The organism is Asanoa sp. WMMD1127, assembly GCF_029626225.1.
Taxonomy (GTDB): Bacteria; Actinomycetota; Actinomycetes; order Mycobacteriales; family Micromonosporaceae; genus Asanoa.
This window is the reverse complement of the sequence record NZ_JARUBP010000001.1, coordinates 5,348,862-5,365,558: the sequence shown is the minus strand read 5'-3', so window position 1 is coordinate 5,365,558 and position 16,697 is coordinate 5,348,862. Positions and strand designations below refer to the sequence as shown.

The 16,697-nt window shown below is 72.0% G+C and carries 14 protein-coding genes; 6 read left to right on the top strand and 8 right to left on the bottom strand.

All coding sequences use genetic code 11. The features are described 5' to 3' along the window. Positions 1 to 7: 7 nt before the first annotated feature. The gene (locus O7635_RS25620; protein WP_278083018.1) at positions 8 to 1,768 is read right to left on the bottom strand and encodes a thiamine pyrophosphate-binding protein; all 1,761 of its coding nucleotides are present in this window, start codon (positions 1,766 to 1,768) and stop codon (positions 8 to 10) included. Continuing rightward, positions 1,768 to 3,222 carry an aldehyde dehydrogenase family protein gene (locus O7635_RS25615; RefSeq protein ID WP_278083017.1) on the bottom strand — a complete coding sequence of 485 codons (1,455 nt, stop codon included), beginning with the start codon at positions 3,220 to 3,222 and terminating at the stop codon, positions 1,768 to 1,770. The genes O7635_RS25620 and O7635_RS25615 overlap by 1 nt, the downstream gene beginning before the upstream one ends. Before the next feature lie 120 nt (positions 3,223 to 3,342). On the opposite strand from O7635_RS25615, the gene O7635_RS25610 reads away from it, so the two are divergent. Together O7635_RS25610 and O7635_RS25605 are read left to right on the top strand one after the other, a co-directional pair. Continuing rightward, the gene (locus O7635_RS25610) at positions 3,343 to 4,521 is read left to right on the top strand and encodes a CoA transferase (RefSeq protein ID WP_278083016.1); all 1,179 of its coding nucleotides are present in this window, start codon (positions 3,343 to 3,345) and stop codon (positions 4,519 to 4,521) included. Then, positions 4,518 to 5,318: a citryl-CoA lyase gene (locus tag O7635_RS25605; protein WP_278083015.1), complete on the top strand. Its 801-nt coding sequence runs from the start codon at positions 4,518 to 4,520 to the stop codon at positions 5,316 to 5,318. The genes O7635_RS25610 and O7635_RS25605 overlap by 4 nt, the downstream gene beginning before the upstream one ends. Before the next feature lie 48 nt (positions 5,319 to 5,366). On the opposite strand, the gene O7635_RS25600 is transcribed toward O7635_RS25605, so the two are convergent. Together O7635_RS25600 and O7635_RS25595 are read right to left on the bottom strand one after the other, a co-directional pair. Next, a complete protein-coding gene (locus O7635_RS25600) occupies positions 5,367 to 8,027 on the bottom strand; it encodes a PQQ-binding-like beta-propeller repeat protein (protein WP_278083014.1) in 2,661 nt (886 codons plus the stop codon). A gap of 13 nt (positions 8,028 to 8,040) precedes the next feature. Then, complete coding sequence (locus tag O7635_RS25595; protein WP_278083013.1) at positions 8,041 to 9,042, bottom strand: ThuA domain-containing protein; 1,002 nt, start codon at positions 9,040 to 9,042, stop codon at positions 8,041 to 8,043. A gap of 238 nt (positions 9,043 to 9,280) precedes the next feature. On the opposite strand from O7635_RS25595, the gene O7635_RS25590 reads away from it, so the two are divergent. Next, positions 9,281 to 9,556, top strand: a complete 276-nt coding sequence (locus tag O7635_RS25590; RefSeq protein WP_278083012.1) for a hypothetical protein — start codon at positions 9,281 to 9,283, stop codon at positions 9,554 to 9,556. On the opposite strand, the gene O7635_RS25585 is transcribed toward O7635_RS25590, so the two are convergent. Next, complete coding sequence (locus O7635_RS25585; protein ID WP_278083011.1) at positions 9,553 to 10,485, bottom strand: SDR family oxidoreductase; 933 nt, start codon at positions 10,483 to 10,485, stop codon at positions 9,553 to 9,555. The two genes, O7635_RS25590 and O7635_RS25585, sit on opposite strands and share 4 nt — an antisense overlap. A 179-nt stretch (positions 10,486 to 10,664) precedes the next feature. On the opposite strand from O7635_RS25585, the gene O7635_RS25580 reads away from it, so the two are divergent. Then, on the top strand, positions 10,665 to 11,516 hold the full coding sequence (locus O7635_RS25580; protein ID WP_278083010.1) for a helix-turn-helix transcriptional regulator: 852 nt from the start codon (positions 10,665 to 10,667) through the stop codon (positions 11,514 to 11,516). 9 nt (positions 11,517 to 11,525) lie between these two features. On the opposite strand, the gene O7635_RS25575 is transcribed toward O7635_RS25580, so the two are convergent. Both O7635_RS25575 and O7635_RS25570 read right to left on the bottom strand, forming a co-directional pair. After that, complete coding sequence (locus tag O7635_RS25575) at positions 11,526 to 13,103, bottom strand: ABC transporter permease (protein ID WP_278083009.1); 1,578 nt, start codon at positions 13,101 to 13,103, stop codon at positions 11,526 to 11,528. After that, positions 13,100 to 14,014, bottom strand: coding sequence for an ABC transporter ATP-binding protein (locus O7635_RS25570; protein WP_278083008.1), 915 nt, complete (start codon positions 14,012 to 14,014; stop codon positions 13,100 to 13,102). The genes O7635_RS25575 and O7635_RS25570 overlap by 4 nt, the downstream gene beginning before the upstream one ends. 341 nt (positions 14,015 to 14,355) lie before the next feature. On the opposite strand from O7635_RS25570, the gene O7635_RS25565 reads away from it, so the two are divergent. Beyond that, complete coding sequence (locus O7635_RS25565; protein WP_278083007.1) at positions 14,356 to 14,802, top strand: CBS domain-containing protein; 447 nt, start codon at positions 14,356 to 14,358, stop codon at positions 14,800 to 14,802. Beyond that, positions 14,799 to 16,097: an ArsB/NhaD family transporter gene (locus O7635_RS25560; protein WP_278083006.1), complete on the top strand. Its 1,299-nt coding sequence runs from the start codon at positions 14,799 to 14,801 to the stop codon at positions 16,095 to 16,097. The genes O7635_RS25565 and O7635_RS25560 overlap by 4 nt, the downstream gene beginning before the upstream one ends. A gap of 18 nt (positions 16,098 to 16,115) precedes the next feature. Here the strand turns inward: O7635_RS25560 and O7635_RS25555 are convergent, their stop codons facing one another. Beyond that, entirely contained in the window at positions 16,116 to 16,676 is a 561-nt protein-coding gene (locus O7635_RS25555; RefSeq protein ID WP_278083005.1) for a DM13 domain-containing protein, read from the bottom strand. Between the last annotated feature and the right edge of the window lie 21 nt (positions 16,677 to 16,697).

The following is a 16,697-nucleotide window of genomic DNA, read 5'->3' as shown; positions in this document are numbered from 1 at the left end:
CCCGCCCCTATTCGAAGACGCCCTGATAGATGTCCTTGATGTTCCAGTGGCCCGGCGTGGGCACGGGCTCGTTGACCATCGGAACGTCGATCACCGCCGGCCGCCTGGCCGCCAGCGCGGCCTTCAGCGCGTCGCCGAAGGCCGCGGCGCTGTCGATCGCGTAGCCGTCGGCGCCGCAGGCGCGGCCGTAGGCGGCGAAGTCCGGGCTGTAGGGCTGGCCGTCCGGTCCCTGGAAGTCGCAGCCGAAGCTGCGCCCGAAGTTGGCCGACTGGAGGTCGGAGATGGTGCCGTGGGACCGGTTGTTCATCACCACGAACAGCACCGGTGCGCCCTGCTCGACGGCCATCGGAACGGCCGGCAGCTGCGCGCTCATCCCGCCGTCGCCGACCAGGGCGACCACGGTGCGGTCGGGTCGGGCGATCTGCACGCCGACCGCGGCAGCCGGCCCGAACCCCATCGTCGACGCGCCGCCCGGTGTGATGAACCGGCCCTCATCGGGCAGCTCGTAGCACTGCGCCACGCCGTTCTTGTTCCAGCCGACGTCGGTGACGAGGATGGCGTCGGTCGGCAGGTGGGCGCGCAGGTCGGTCAGGATCCGTTCGGGGCGCAGCGGGAACTGCTCGCTAGCGCCGCGCTGCCGGCTCTCGGCGAACAGGGTGCGGCGAGCGGCCGTGATCGTGTCCCGCAAGCCCGTGCGCTGCCGCGGCGCCGGCTGCCGCTCCCGGACGGCGGCGTCGATCGCCTGGACGGCGTCGCTGACGTCGGCGACCGCCCCCACGGCGACCGGGAAGTTGCGACCGATCTCGGCCGGGTCGATGTCGATCTGGATGAGCCGGCCGGGCGGGAACTGCCAGGTGAAGCGGCGGTCCCACGAGCTCGCGTCGGTCTCGGCGAACCGGGTGGCCAGGGCGAGGACCACGTCGGCCTCGCGGGTGTGCCGGTTGGTCAGCTCCAGACCCCAGAAGCCCGGCATGCCCAGCAGGAGCGGGTGCGTGTCGGGCAGGGTGCCCTTCGCCATCAGCGAATGCGCCACCGGGATGTCGAGGTGTTCGACGAGCCGGCGCAGCGCGTCGAGCCCAGGCCCCCGGCGCAGCCCACCGCCCAGGTAGACCAGCGGACGCTCGGCCGCGACGAGCAGGTCGGCGATGCGCCCGGCGACGTCGGCCGCGAGGGCGGGCGGTTCATGTGCGGCGAGGGGGAAGGCGGTCGCCGCGTCCGCCGGCACCGGACGGGAGAAGTGGTCCATCGGCACGCTGAGCAGCACGGCGCCCGGGCGGCCGGCGGTCGCCGTCCAGAACGCGCGCTCGGCGAACCGGGACAGGTCGGCGGCCCGGTGCACGTGCCAGGCCCGCTTGACGAACGGCCGGTAGATCGCGGTCTGGTCGGCGTCGGCGTGGAGGTTGACCTCCTGGTGCGGGTGCCGTCCGTGGTAGTAGGACGGTATGTCGCCGCTGATCACCACGAGCGGCACCGAGTCCATCGCGGCGGTCAGCACGCCGGTGACGGCGTTGGTCAGGCCCGGGCCGACGTGCACCAGCACGACGCCCGGCTTCCCCGTGGCGCGCGCGTAGCCGTCGGCCGCGTGCGCCGCGGCCTGCTCGTGCCGGGCGATGACGAACCGGATGTCGCTGCGGCCCAGCGCGTCGAGCAGGGCGATGTTGGTGTGGCCGCACAGCCCGAAGACATGCTCGACGCCGTACGACCGGAGTTGCGCGACGAGGGCATCCGCGGCAGTGGTCGTATCGGCTCCGGTGAGCTGACTGCTCATCACACACTCTCCTGGTCGCCGAACAGGGACATCCCGCGCAGCAGCAACGTCTTGACGACGGTGTAGTCGTCGATCATCCAACGGGGGGACTCGCGCCCGAAACCGGAGTCCTTGACCCCGCCGAACGGCACGTGGTCGAGCCGGAAGTTGGACGACCCGTTGACCACGAGACCGCCCACCTCGAGCTCCCGCCATGCCGTGACGATCCGTCGCACGTCGTGGGTGAACAGGCCGGCCTGCAGGCCGTAACGGCTGTCGTTGCAGACGGCGATCACGTCGTCGAAGTCGTCGTAGGGCAGGACCGCGACGGCCGCGCCGAACACCTCCTCCCGGACGAGCGTGGCGTCGGCCGGCGGCGCCGCGACCACCGTCGGCAGCACCGTCGCCCCCTCCCGGCGGCCGCCCGTGGTGATCCGGGCCCCGCCGGCGCCGGCGGCCCGCACCCAGGACACCACGCGCTCGGCGGCCTCGTCGTCCACCATGGAGCCGACGTCGGTGCCCTCCCCCAGCGGGTCGCCGACCGTGAGCTTCTCGACCTCGGCGGTGAAGGCGTCGACGAACTCGTCGAAGCGGGCCCGCTGCACATAGACCCGTTGGACCGAGATGCAGCTCTGTCCCGAGTTGCTGTAGCCGGTGGCGGCGCAGACCCGCGCGGCCGCGGCGACGTCGGCGTCCGCGCACACGATCGTGGCCGCGTTGCCGCCCAGCTCCAGCACCAGCCGCTTGGCGCCGGCGGCCCGCGCCACCGCCGCGCCCGTCGCGGCACTCCCGGTGAAGCTGATGACGCCGACCTCGGGCGCCGCGCACAGCGTCGCGCCGAGCGCGCCGTCGCCGTGCAGCACCTGCACCGCCTCGGGCGGCAGCCCGCACTCGAGCAGGAGCGCGACCAGCGCCGCCGAGACGGCCGGCGCCTGCGGCGGCGGCTTGACCAGCGTGCTGTTGCCGGCCGCGAAGGACGCCGCGAGCTTGTGCGCCAGCAGGTTGGCCGGCGCGTTGAACGGTGTGATCGCCAGGGCGACGCCGACGGGCGCCCGGTGGGTCAGCGCGGTGTTGCCGACGCCCCGGGCCCAGCCGGCGACCGGCAGCACCTCGCCCCCGATGTGCCGCGCCTCGGCGGCGGACACGGCGAAGGTGTCGGCGACCCGGTCGATCTCGCCGCGACCGTCCTTGAGCGGCTTGCCGAGCTCGAGCGCCAGCAGCCGGGCGAGGCTCTCGCGCTGCCCGGCGACCGCCGTGGCCGCGCGGTCGAGCACGGCCGCCCGGGCGGCCGGTGACATCCGGGCGACGGCGCGGGCGCCACCGCGCGCGTAGTCCAGCGCCGCGCGGACGTCGTCGTCGCCCGCCTGCCGGGCGGTGCTGACGACGTCGCGCGTCCACGGGCCGAGCCGCTCGACGTGTGGACCGTCCGTGCGCCATTCTCCGGCGACGAGGCATCCGATCGACGTCGACGACATGCGGCTCCTCTCCGTGGACCACTGAGCGGCACTTCTGGACCGTTCTGCGGACTACGTGTAACGTACGGGCGGCGAGGTCCCGTGGCAATAGCCGGGTCCGAATCCGTCGAGAGGCAACGTATGGCTGACCGACCGCTGCGCGGCGTACGCGTCCTCGACCTGACCAACGTGCTGGCCGGCCCCTACTGCAGCTATCAGCTCATGCTGCTGGGCGCCGAGGTCGTCAAGGTGGAACGGCCCGGGCAGGGCGACCTGGCCCGCCGGCTGGGCCCCGATCCCGCGCTCAACGAGAACCTCGTCGGCGCGTCGTTCCTCGCCCAGAACGCCGGCAAGAAGTCGATCGAGCTCGACCTGAAGGCGCTCGCCGACCGGGCCCGCTTCGACGACCTCGTGCGCGAGTCGGACGTGCTGCTCGAGAACTTCCGGGCCGGGGTGCTCGACCGGATGGGCTACGGCTGGGACGTCCTGCACGCCGCGAACCCCCGGCTCGTCTACTGCGCCATCTCCGGCTTCGGGCAGACGGGGCCGATGAGCCAGGCGCCCGCGTACGACCAGATCATCCAGGGCCTGTCCGGGATGATGAGCATCACGGGTACGCCGGACACGGTGCCGCTGCGCGTCGGGTTCCCGGTCTCCGACTCGATCGGTGGCCTCGTCGCGGCCATGTCCATCTGCGCCGCGCTGGCCGGTCGCGCCCGCACCGGCGAGGGCGTGTTCCTCGACGTCTCGATGCTCGAGGCCTCGCTGTCGGCGATGGGCTGGGCCGCGTCCAACTACCTCGTCAGCGGCGTCGCCCCGGAGCCGATGGGCGACCAGAACGCCACCGCCGCGCCGTCGGGCACCTTCGACGCCGCGGACGGTCCCCTCAACATCGCGGCCAACCGGCAGGAGCAGTTCGAGGTCCTGTGCCGGCTGGTGCGGCGGGAGGACCTGCTGACCGACGAACGGTTCGCCGACCGTGAGGCCCGCAAGGCGCACCGGGCCGCCCTCAACCGCGAGCTGAACGCCGCGCTGCGCCACCGCCCGGCGGTGGAGTGGGAGGACCTGCTCTCCCGGGCCGGCGTTCCGGCGGCGCGCATCCTGACCGTCCCCCAGGCGGTGCAGCTTGAGCAGCTGCGCTCGCGTGGCTTCTTCACGGACCTTCCGTTCCCCACGCAGCCCGGTCGCACCCTGCGGGTCAGCGGCAACGGCGTGCTCGTCAACGGCGCGCCCTGCCGGCCGACGACGCCGCCACCGCTGCTCGGCGAGCACAACGACCCTGAGCCCGCGCCGGCTGTCCGGGAGGTGTCCGGCCGATGAGCGAGCCCACGCTCTCGGACGTGTCGGACTGGTGGGCCACGGCGGTCTCGAGGGTGGAGCCCGACGTCATCGAGCTGCGCGGCCGGCCGGTCCAGGAGCTGATCGGCCGGACCAGCTTCGTCGGCGTCGTCTGGCTGCTGTTGCGCGGTGACCTGCCGAGCCCGGGCCAGGAGCGGCTGCTGGAAGCGGCGTTGGTCTCCTCGGTCGACCACGGGCCGCACGCGCCGTCGATCGCGGTCGCGCGCATGGCGGTCACCTGCGGCATCGGCCTCAACAGCGCGATGGCGAGCGCGGTCAACACGCTGGGCGACGTCCACGGCGGTGCGGGCGAGCAGTGCATGGAACTGCTGGACGACGTGCTGCGCCGCGCGACGGACGGCGCCGACGCGGACCACGCGGCCGCTGCGGCGGTCGACGAGTGGCGTGCCCGCTCCAAATATCTGCCCGGGTTCGGCCACCGGTTCCACCGCACGGACCCGCGCCGCGACCCGTTGCTGGACCTCGTCCGGGAGGCGGTGGACCAGGGCGTCGTGGCCGGCGCCCATCTGCGGGCGGCCGAGGCGATCGAACGCCGGCTGGCGGCCGGTCGCGACCGACCGATTCCCATCAATGTGGATGGTTGTACGGCGGTGGTCTACGCGGAGCTGGGCTTCGCGCCGCCGTTGGCCCGCGGGCTGTTCGTGCTCGGCCGCTCGGTCGGCATCCTCGCCCACGCGTGGGAGGAGGCGAACCAGGGCCGCCGTAACAAGGGCCCGATGCCGCCGGCCGTCCGGCCCACGTACCTTGGACCCGCCTGACGCGAAAGGACCGGTGCGGCGCCCGCACCGGTCCTCACGCGCGCCCGTCTACTTGGTGATCCGGACCGTCGCGGTCGACGTGACCTGCTGCTGTTGTCCGTCGCGCAGGACGTTGGCCACCAGCGTCAGCGGTACGGCCTCGCCCGCCGGCACGTTGTTGTCGAGGTCCGCCTTGTCGAACCACACGAGGACGGTGCGACCGATCGCTGTCGCGCCTCGCGCCGGCACCGGAGTCACCGACAACGGCGTCCGCAGCACGACGTCGCCGTCGAGCCGGTGGCCGGCCGGCAGGGTCAGCGTCGCGACGGCGGCGCCGCGGACGCCGGTGAAGACTCCGGTCCGCGAACCGAGGTCGAGGGTCGACGGCAGGAACCGCGCGGCGCCCGGCAGGTCCTGTGGCGTCAGGTATACCTCGATCTTGCCGGCCGGCCGTGGGTCCGTGCAGTCGTTGAAGTAATAGTCGCCGGCCCGGTCGAAGGTGAACCGGAAGCTCTCTCCGGGGTCCAGCTTGGCGTTGAACAACCCCTCGAAGTACTGGGTCGCGCAGTGCGGCAACTGGTTCGGGAAGTTCGGGAACGTCTCCGCGCCCGGGTTGCGGAAGGTCACCGTCGTGCCCACCGGGACGCGCAGGTGGGTGGGCGACATGGCGTTCTGCGCGGTGCCGTCGCGGGCCGCCGCGGTGTCGGTCGTGCGGTCCCGCCGGGCCAGCAGCACGGTGTTGTCCACCGTGGACCCTTCGACCGGACCGCCCTGCACCGGCCGGCGGATCGCCAGCGGCGCCGGCTCCGGCCCTTCCTGGCTGCCCGACCCGGTCCGGTAGGCCCCGCCGAGCTTGAACGCCCACAGGGAGTCACCCTGCGTCACCGAGCCGCCGTACGGGTTGGTCGACCCGGCGGCGAACACGGCGACGTACTGCTCGCCGTCGACCTCGTAGGTGATCGGCGCGCCGGCGATGCCGGTGCCCGTCTGGAACTCCCACAGGACGTCGCCGTCGCGGGCGTCCATCGCCAGGAACCGGCCGTCGATCTGCCCGACGAAGAGCAGGTCGCTGGCCGTCGTCAGCGGGCCCTGGCCGTGGGACATGTCGGTGCCGAGATGGTTGCGCCAGCGCACCTTCCCGGTCGAGGCGTCGTAGGCGAGGATGCCGCCGGTCTGGTACTGGCCGATCGCCCGTTGCCCGTTGGCGCCGGCGCCGTTCCAGTGCGCGACCGGGTTGGTGCCGTAGGGGTAGTAGACCAGGTTGGTGCGGTGGCTGTAGGCGTTGTTCGACCAGTCGGCCCCGCCGTTCTGGCTGGTGGTCGACAGGATGGGCAGGTCCCACTGCGGGTCGTACATGCAGCCCCGGCGGTGGTTCGTGGGATATCCCTGCGGGTAGGTCAGGAACGGCTCGTCCGCCGCCACGTAGCTGTCCGGGTTGAAGACGAGGTTGCCGTCGGCGTCCGGCTGGTAGCCGTTGTAGTTCGGCACGGCGCGCCACGGGTCGCCCGGCACGTTGTCCGGGTCGAGCTTCTGCCAGACCACGCATTCGGGCAGCAGGCGGTGCGCAGGGAACGGCTGGGTCGGGGCGTGGTGCTGCCGCGAGTCCTGGATCATCGGCTGGTGCACCGGCAGCACCGGCCGGCCGTTGGTGCGGTCGAGCACGAACTGGTGCCCCGACTTGCTGCCGTAGAACACCACCTTGCGCTCGTGGCCCCGCACCTTGATGTCGGCCAGCGTCGGCGGGTGGACGTTGTCCATGTCCCACACGTCGTGCCGGATCGACTGGTAGTGCCACTTGTAGTTCCCGGTCTTCGCGTCGACCGCGACCATGGTGCTGGAGAACAGGTTGTCGCCCGGGCGCTGGGAGCCGTCCTGCGAGCTGCGGCAGCTGCGGGCGTTGCCGAAGGTCATGTAGTAGTAGCCCAGGCCCGGGTCGACCGCGCCGTGCATCCACGGCGTCGCGCCACCTTCGAGGGCGCAGTCGGTGCCGTCGGGCAGCACCGGTCCCCAGGTGGCGCCGGCGTCGACCGAGTCGCCGTCGACGTCGGTGAAGACGGTGCCGCGGTCCGGCCCGCCGAAGAAGTGCCACAGGTGGCCACCGTCGCTGGCCCGCACCGCGACCACCGCGGCCCGGTCGCCGTTGGCGGCATGGGCATAGACGATGCCGTCGTGGTAGACCGTCGCCACCCGATCGATGCTGCCCAGGTCGACGCCGGCCTGCACCGCCGGCTGCACGGCCCAGACCTGTCGGCCGGTGTCCTTGTCGAGCGCCACGATCCGGTCGCCGTCGGCGAGCGTGAAGACCTTGCCCTCGCCGATGGAGACGCCGCGCCTGGTGCCCGCCGGCTCGAAGCCTTCGGGGGACCACTTCCACCTGGGCGCGCCGGTCGCGCCGTCGACGGCGATCACCTCACCGCGCGGCGTGTCGAGATAGATGACCCCGTCGGCGACGATCGGCGTCGTCTGCTGCCCGACGTCGTCGCTGGCCGGTGCGACCGCCGAGACGTGCGTACGCCAGGCCGGTCCGAGCTTGTCGAGGTTGCGCTGGTTGATCTGCGTGAGTCCGGAGTAGTGCTGGTTGGCCAGGTTGCCCCCGACGGTCGGCATGTCGGCGCCGGTCGGCGCGAGGCCCTCCGGCGGGTTCGGACCGCGCCCGTGGGCGGCGGCGGTGGTCGGTCCCGCGGCGACCGCGACCGCGAGCAGGATCGGTGCGAGAACGCGTCGTCTCATCGCTGCCCTCCCGTCACGGCTTCTTGCGCTTGGCCGGCGTGCAGAACGGCTCGTTGCCCATGGCGGACTTGATGCCGTGCACGAGGTGCGCCTGGAACTCGGCGGCGCCCGGGAAACCGGAGTTCTGCTGGAACGCGCGGGCGTCGTGCCCGAGCGTGGTGACCCAGGACCGGCCGCCGTCGTAGTACTGGCACCAGGTGACCGGGTGGAAGTCGCCGTGGCCCGGGTGCGAGCCCTCACCGCCGGCGCCGTCCGCGAGCGTGCGCTCGTCGACCGTGGCGAGGAAGTTCACGTCGGTCGGGAACGGGACGAGGTTGTACCACTCGTCGGAGAAGGCCCACCGGCGCGGCAGGTCCTTGGTGGACACGTCGCGGTCGTTGACGACGACCACGTCGCCCGGTTGGTTGCGGCCGTGGTTGTAGTAGTTCGCGTTGCCGAGCAGCCCCTCGTACCACTGCCAGCCGTACTCCGTGCCGAAGGCGTTGTGGACGCCGACGAACCCGCCGCCGCCCTGGATGTACTTGCGCAACGACTCGCGGGCGTAGTCGAGACGCGTGCCGCCCTCCGCGCCCCGCGCGTGGTTCCACAGTGTGTCCCGGGTCGGGCTCATGAAGATCACGGCCTTGTAGCTGGCCGACAGGCGCTCGATCGCCTGGACGTCCTCGGTGACGTGCACCTCGATGCCCTCCGCAGTGAGCATCCGGACCAACTCGGTCTGGGCCACGTTGGAGCTGTTGAGCGGGCGCGGCCAGGCGGCCGGGTCGGTGTGGTCGTGCGTGATCACATAGGGCCGGGGCAGCGCGACGCCGGCGTTGGCCGGGTTGTCGGGGTCGAGGTTCTGTCCGAGGTTGGCGTGGCGGGGACCCGCGGTGCGGGAGTACACCAGGACCTTGTTGTCGCGCTGGGTGCCCCAGTCGCTGTAACAGTCCGGGTCCACTCCCCGGCACACGCCGTACACCGGGTCGATGCCGGACGGCCGACCCGGCCGATCGCCGGCGATGGCGAAGGCGGACATGGGTGTCAGAACCGCGAGTGCCGCCCACGGCAACACCGTTTTGAACCAGGTGCCTCTCATGCTGGAACTCCCGTCTGGAGGGATGCGTCCAGGTCCACGTGGCGGACTCGGCGGACCGCTGGACAGACCATAGCCTCGCCCTGGTCGTCCCACAAGGCGCGGAAGCGCCACCGCAGCGACACAGGCGCCAAATGCGGGTTTGCGCCAGGTTCGCGGCTATACGCTGAGCCAGCCGATCATGAGGGAGTTCACTGTGGCCACGTACCTGATCACGCACGAGGTCGACGACGTCGAGGCCTGGAAGGCCTCGCCCGCGCGGGCGGAGGCCTTCGGTCCACTCGGCATCACGGTCCGGACCTTCACGGACCCCGAGGGCTCCAACCGGGTCGGCCTGATCGCCGAGATCCCCGACATGGCCGCCTTCCGCGCGTTCATGCGGAGCCCGGCCGCCGCCGAGGCGATGAAGCACGACGGCGTGCGGCCGGAGACCCTGCTGGTTCTCGGCGAGGCCTAAGCCTCCGTGCGGGTCAGGTCCGCGGAGACCTGCCAGATGCGCTGCGCGTCGTCGAGGCCGCGGAGTCGCGAATAGACGGCCTGTTCCGCCGGGGCACCGGACAGGTGCTGGAAACCGCTCGGGCCGTAGAGCCGCCCGCCGGCCGCGTCCGGCGACGTGGCGGCGAACAGGGCCGGCAGGGCCGCCGACCCGACCGTGCCCAGGAGGCCGGTGCGGGAGAGCACGCGGATGAGACGCACGCCGGCGGTGTCCCGGGACCGGCCCAACTCGGGGCGGGCGGCCAGCAGGTTGGTCGGTGCGACGCCCGGGTGGGCGAGGTTGCTGGTGATCCCCCACCCGCCGGCCCGGCTGCGCCGATCCAGCTCCAGCCCGAACAGGCCGAAAGCGATCTTCGACTGGCTGTACGCGCGGCGGCCGTGGTAGGTCCGCTCCCAGTTGAGGTCGTCCCAGTTGACGGCGTTCTCGTTGGCGGCCACGCTGATCTGCGAGGTGACCCGGGCGCGACCCGCCCGCAGCAGCGGCAGCAGGTGCGAGACCAGGGCGAAGTGTCCAAGATGGTTGCTGCCGAACTGCAGCTCGTAGCCGTCCGCGGTGGTCTGCCGGTCCGGCGGCGTCATCACGCCGGCGTTGTTGACGAGGATGTGGATCGGGCGGTCCTCGCCGCGCAGGGTGGCCCCGAGCGCGGCCACCGAGTCCAATGAGGACAGGTCCAGGTCGCGCAGCGACACGACGGCGTCCGGGTGCCGCTGCCTGATCGCGGCCACCGGCGCAGCGCCCTTTCGCCGGTTGCGCACCGGCATCACCACCTCCGCCCCCGCCGCGGCGAGGCGGCTCGCCAGGACGAGACCGACGCCGTCGCTGGCGCCCGTGACGACGGCGAGCTTCCCGGACAGGTCGGGAACCGTGATGTCCGAAGGGGTGCGTGCCATTGCGCTGCTCCTCGTCTCGCGAATGTCGTTGCGATTCGAGGCTGCCCGCGCTCCGGGGCGCCAACCAGGGCCCGTCGATCACCGGCTCCGCGATCCGTGCCCGGCCGCGCCAAGGGGGGATCGACAGGCCGAGGCTGCGCTCGGGCGGCGGTGATAGAACGGAAGTCGGGAGGAAAACCATGATCGATCGAGCCGGGCTCGCCGAGTTCCTGCGCCGGCGACGCGAGGCGCTGCAGCCTGAAGACGTCGGCCTCCCGCGCGGGCAGCGGCGGCGCACCGCGGGTCTCCGCCGCGAGGAGGTCGCCGCGCTCTGCCACATCTCGACCGACTACTACAGCCGGCTGGAGCGCGAGCGCGGCCCCCACCCGTCGCCGCAGATGATCGCCTCGATCGCGCAGGGACTGCACCTGTCCCTCGACGAGCGCGACCACCTGTTCCGCCTCGCCGGCCACAACCCGCCCAGCCGCGGCGCGCTCAGCTCACACGTGAGCCCGGGCCTGCTGCGCATCTTCGACCGGCTCGCCGACACCCCGGCCGAGATCGTCACGGAGCTCGGCGAGACGTTGCGGCAGACACCGGTCGGCGTCGCGCTCACCGGCGACCTCACGCGATTCACCGGCCCGGCCCGCAGCATCGGCTACCGGTGGTTCACCGACCCGGCGACCCGGGCCCTTTACCACCCCGACGACCACGCGCTGCACTCCCGCGTGTTCGCCTCCGGCCTGCGCGGCGTGGTCACGCTCCGCGGCCCGGACTCCTGGGCGGCGCACCTCCAGCAGCTGCTGCTCGACCGCAGCGCGGAGTTCCGGTCGCTGTGGAACGAGCACGAGATCGGCATCGGGTACGACGACGTCAAGCGCTTCGTGCATCCGGAGGTCGGCATGCTCGAGCTGACCTGCCAACGGCTCCTGGACCCGGAGCAGTCGCACTACCTGCTCGTCTACACGGCCGCACCGGGCACCGAGAGCTACGAGAAACTCCAGCTCCTCTCCGTCATCGGCACGCAACACCTGTCCCGTAGGCCCGCTTGATGAGCGGGATCAATAGCCGAGGTCGCGGCGGCGCAGTCCGGCGTAACCGCTGGCGGCCAGCACCACGGCGACCAGTGCGATGAGCACGAGCGGCGTCGGTGTCAGCGCGTCCAACGGTGCCTGCGGTGTGTGCGCGAACGGCGATCCCCGCTGGAGCCACTCCGGGATGTCGAAGGAGTCGGCGAACAGGGCGATCACCGCGCAGTACGCGACCATCACCCAGGCGACGACCGACGCCGCGCGGGGCAGCCAGCCGATGGCGAGCACCGCGACCGCGGCGACGAGCAGCACGGCGGGCAGGTAGCCGAGGGCGACGCCGAGCAGGCGCGGGACCTGGCCCAGGTCGTCGACGGTCAGGCCGTAGGCGAGTCCCTCCCCCGCGCCGGCCGCGACGAGGACCAGCGCGCTCCCGGCCACGGCGACGCTCAGGTGGCTCCCGATCCAGGCCGCGCGGCTGGTCGCGGTGGCCAGCACCGGTTCGGCCCGGCCGGAGGTCTCCTCGGCGCGGGCCCGCAGCGCCACCGTCACCGCGTAGGCGGCGGTGATCACCGCCAGGGTCAGCAGCGTCAGGCCCAGGAACGCGTCCACGATGTCGGCAGCGCCGCCGGGAAGGAACTGGACCACCTCCGGGTTGTCCGCCACGTACTGCTCGATGCTGTCGCCGATCGATCCGTAGGCGGTGCCCAGCAGAAACAGTCCGAGTGCCCAGCCGACGAGCGAGCCGCGCTGCAGTCGCCACGCCAGGCCCAACGACGAGCGCAACGCCGGCGACGCGTAGGGGCGACCGGGACGGGACCGAACCAGGCCGGCGCCGAAGTCCCGGCGCTCGAGCAACGCCATCGCCGCGGCCGTCAGCACCGCGGTGGTCGCCACGGGGAACAGCAGCGGCCACCATCGGTTGTCGACGTAGGGGAACGTGCGTTGGGCCCAGCCGATCGGCGACAGCCACGACAGCGTTCCATTGCCCGCGTCGCCGGCGGCCCGCAGCACGAATGCCGCGCCGATGGCGAGACCGACCGCGCCGTACGCGGCCCGGAGGTTTTCGAACACCTGCACCGCCACGGCGGTCAGTGCCGCGAACGTGAGCCCGACGGTGGCGACCGACACTCCGAACAGGACACTGCCGCCGACCGGTAGGCCGGTGCCGGCCGTCACCGCGAATAGCAGCACCGCCACGGCGAGGTCGGCCAGGCCGGCCAGCGCCAGCGCGGCGGCCAGCGGGGCCCGGCGGCCGACGCGGGCCGAACGGACGAGCTCGGCCCGACCGGACTCCTCGTCGGCGCGCGTGTGCCGGCCGACGAGGAACATGTTCATCAGCGCCACGACGATGGAGACGAACGCGAGGATCTCGAACGCGACCTCACCGCCGATGGTCTCCAGCAGCCGGACCGGCCCGCTCATCGCGATGACGGCGGCGTTCCCGCCCAGGGTCTGGCGGAGCTTGGCCAGGTCCTCAGGCGTGTCGTAGAGGTTCTGGCTCTGCGTCGACTGCACGAGCACGAGCACCGTCGCGCCGAGCAGCCACCAGGGCAGCGCCATCCGCTCCCGGCGCAGCATGAACCGCAGCAGGCCACCCGCCCCGGTCATCGCGCCGCGACCTTCGCGGACTCGCCGTAGTGGCGCAGGAACATCTCCTCCAGCGTCGGCGGCGTGCTGGTCAGGCTGCGAACGCCCAACGGAGCGAGCTCGCGGACCACGGCGTCGAGGGCGGCGGTGTCGACGTCGAAGCGCGCGTGGCGGTCGTCGACGACCAGGTCGTGCACGCCGGGCAGCGCGTCGATGCCGGCCAACGGCCGCTCCGTCTCCACCGCGATGGAGGTCCTGGTCAGGTGCCGGAGCTCGCGCAGCGTTCCGCTCTCGACCGTGCGGCCCAGGCGGATGATGCTGACCCGGTCGCAGAGCGCCTCGACCTCCGCCAGGATGTGGCTCGACAGCAGGACCGTCCGGCCCTCCTCCTTCACCTGGCGGATGCACCGCTGGAACTCGGCCTCCATCAGCGGGTCCAGGCCGGAGGTCGGCTCGTCGAGCAGCAGCAACTCGGCGGTGGAGGCGAGGGCGGCCACCAGCGCCACCTTCTGCCGGTTGCCTTTGGAGTAGGTGCGGGCCTTCTTGCGCGGATCGAGGTCGAACCGCTCCAGCAGCTCGTCGCGGCGGCCGCGGTCGAGGCCGCCCCGCATCCGGCCCAACAGGTCGATCACCTCGCCGCCGGTGATGTTCGGCCACAGCGTGACGTCGCCGGCCACGTACGCCAGCCTGCGGTGCAGGGCGACGGCGTCCCGCCACGGGTCCTGGTCGAGCATCCGCACCGTGCCCGCGTCAGGGCGCAGCAGGCCGAGCAGGATCCGGATGGTGGTCGTCTTGCCGCTGCCGTTCGGGCCGAGGAAGCCGTGCACCTCCCCGGACCGGACGGTCAGGTCGAGCCCGTCCAGCGCGATGGCGCGGCCGAAGGTCTTGGTCAGACCGGCGATCTCGATCGCCGGCCCGTTGGATGCGTTCACGTCGAAGCTCCTCATGTCACGAGGCGAGGGATGGGCGGCATTGATCGCGCGCAGGGCGCGACGACGGGAGAGAGACGACTAACGGACCGCGGACGACGGCGGATCCGGCACGTACATCAGGTAGTCGTCGAGCATCGACCGGTCGGCCAGCAGGCCCTGCGCGAAAAGCTCCGACGCGGGCGGCATGACCCTGAGGCTAGACACTCGCGCAACCGAGGCATAGACCTCCGCCGGTGTCGATGTGTCAAGAACTCGTCAAGATCCGGGCTCGCGGGTATGGTGCCGATGGCTGTGTCAGGACACCTGACCGGCGAAGCGTACGTCCGCGTTCGGAGGCCGCCATGCGCGCACGTGACCTTGCGGCACCGTTCCCCGTCGTCGAGTTCGGCACGCCGGCGATCGAAGCCGCCCGACTGCTGGCCGGGCAGGATCTGCCCGGGTTGATCGTCGTCGACAACTCGGGTCGACCGTCCACGATCCTGCCGGGGACGCAGGTGTTGCGGATGGCGATCCCGACCTACTGCCAGGACGACCCGGCGCTGGCCCGGGTGATCGACGAGGCGGCCGCCGACCTGTTCCTGCGTGAGCTGGGCGACCGCACGGTACGCGACTGCCTGCCCGAGCGGGAGCGGGAGCTGCCGGTCGTCGACCCCGACGCGACCGTTCTGGAGATCGCGGCGCTGATGGCCCGGTCCCGAAGTCCGCTGGTCGCGGTGGTGGACCGGAAGGAGGGCCTGCTGGGCGCGGTCACCCTCGACGCGCTCCTCGACCGACTGGTCGCCTCGTGAGCATCACCGCCTGGCTCGCCATCGCTGTCTTCGTCGTCGCCTATGTGCTGATCGCCACCGAGAAGGTGCACCGGGTGGCGGCCGCGCTGGGCGGCGCCGTGCTGATGCTGCTGATCGGCGCCACCGACGCCGAGCACGCCTTCTTCTCCACGGACGCCGGCGTCGACTGGAACGTCATCTTCCTGCTGCTCGGGATGATGCTGATCGTCGCGGTCCTGCGGCGCACCGGCGTGTTCGAGTTCGTGGCGATCTGGGCGGCGAAGCGGGCGGGCGGGCGGCCGTACCGGCTGATGGTGATCCTGGTCCTGGTGACCGCGGTCGCGTCGGCCTTTCTCGACAACGTGACCACGGTGCTGCTGGTCGCTCCCGTGACGTTCCTGGTCTGCGACCGGCTGGCGGTGCCGGTGGCCCCGTTTCTGATCGCCGAGGCGCTGGCGTCGAACATCGGTGGAACGTCCACATTGGTTGGTGACCCACCGAACATTATCATCGGGAGCCGGGCCGGGCTGTCCTACAACGACTTCCTCGTGCACCTCGCGCCGATCGTGGCCCTCCTGCTGGTCGCGTTCATCGTGCTGTGCCGGTGGCTGTTCCGGGACGCCTTCCGGTACGACCCGCAGCGCGCGGCCTCCGTCCTGGCGCTGCGGGAGCGCGACGCCATCCGCGACGTCCGTCTCCTCGTGGTCTCGCTGGTCGTCCTCGCCCTCGTCACCGCCGCGTTCGTGCTGCACACGGTGTTGCACCTCGAGCCTTCGGTGGTCGCGGTCGTCGGCGGGCTGGCGTTGCTCGCCGCGTCCCGCGTCGACGCCGACGAGGTGGCCCGCGATGTCGAATGGCCGACGTTGGTCTTCTTCGCCGGCCTGTTCGTCATGGTCGGGGCGCTGGTGAACACCGGGGTCGTCGACCGGGTCGCCCAGGCCGCGTCCGACGCGGTGGAAGGACGGTTGCTGACGGCCTCCATGGTGCTGCTGTGGGGCTCCGCGGCGCTGTCCGCGATCGTGGACAACATCCCCTACGTGGCGACGATGAGCCCGGTCGTCGCCGAGCTCGTCCGCGCCGACTACGGCGGCCAGGACCCCCAGGTGCTGTGGTGGTCGCTGGCGCTCGGCGCCGACCTGGGCGGCAACGCCACCGCCATCGGCGCCTCGGCCAACGTGGTCATCCTGGGCATGGCCGAGCGCGCGGGCCGGCCGATCTCCTTCTGGCAGTTCACCAAGTACGGCCTCGTCGTCACCGTCATCACCGTCGCGCTCTGCGTGCCGTACCTCTGGCTGCGCTACTTCGCGTTCGCCTGAGCGCGTGGGGGCTGCTGGTCAGCGGCTCGGCGCGGGCTCCAGGCTCGCCGCGCCGAACGACACCGAGAAGCGCTTGCACCAGATCGCGGCGCTCGTGAGCCGGTCGAGGTTCGTGTCCGCCGGTATGGCGTACGTCTGGTCGCCCTTGTTTCCCTTGAGCCTGCCGAGCTCGACCCACGTCCCGTCGTCGAAGACGTGCCATCCCCGCGCGCCCGCGCGCACCGGCTGGTCGGAGAGCCACACGCGCAGGTCCGGGCCGTTGGAGGTGTCGAGGCCGACCAGCTCGAGGACGTGGGATCCGTCGGTGTGCGCGACGATCCGGGCCAGCCCGCTGGTGTCGTGTTCGTGGCTGATGAACTGGCCCTGCCGCACGACCGCCGGTCGGGACGGCGACGCCGTCACCGCCGGCTCGGGCGCCGGCGAGCCTGTGAGGGCCGGCACGACTGCCAATGACTCGTTGACCTCACGGTCGGTGACCAGCTTCCACGGCTGGAACCAATAGAGGCCCGCCCCGGCGCCGAACACCAGGACCACCAGCACGACCCAGGCCAACGGCCGGCGAAGAAGGCGCGCGATCACGCCATGAGTACACCGCACTCC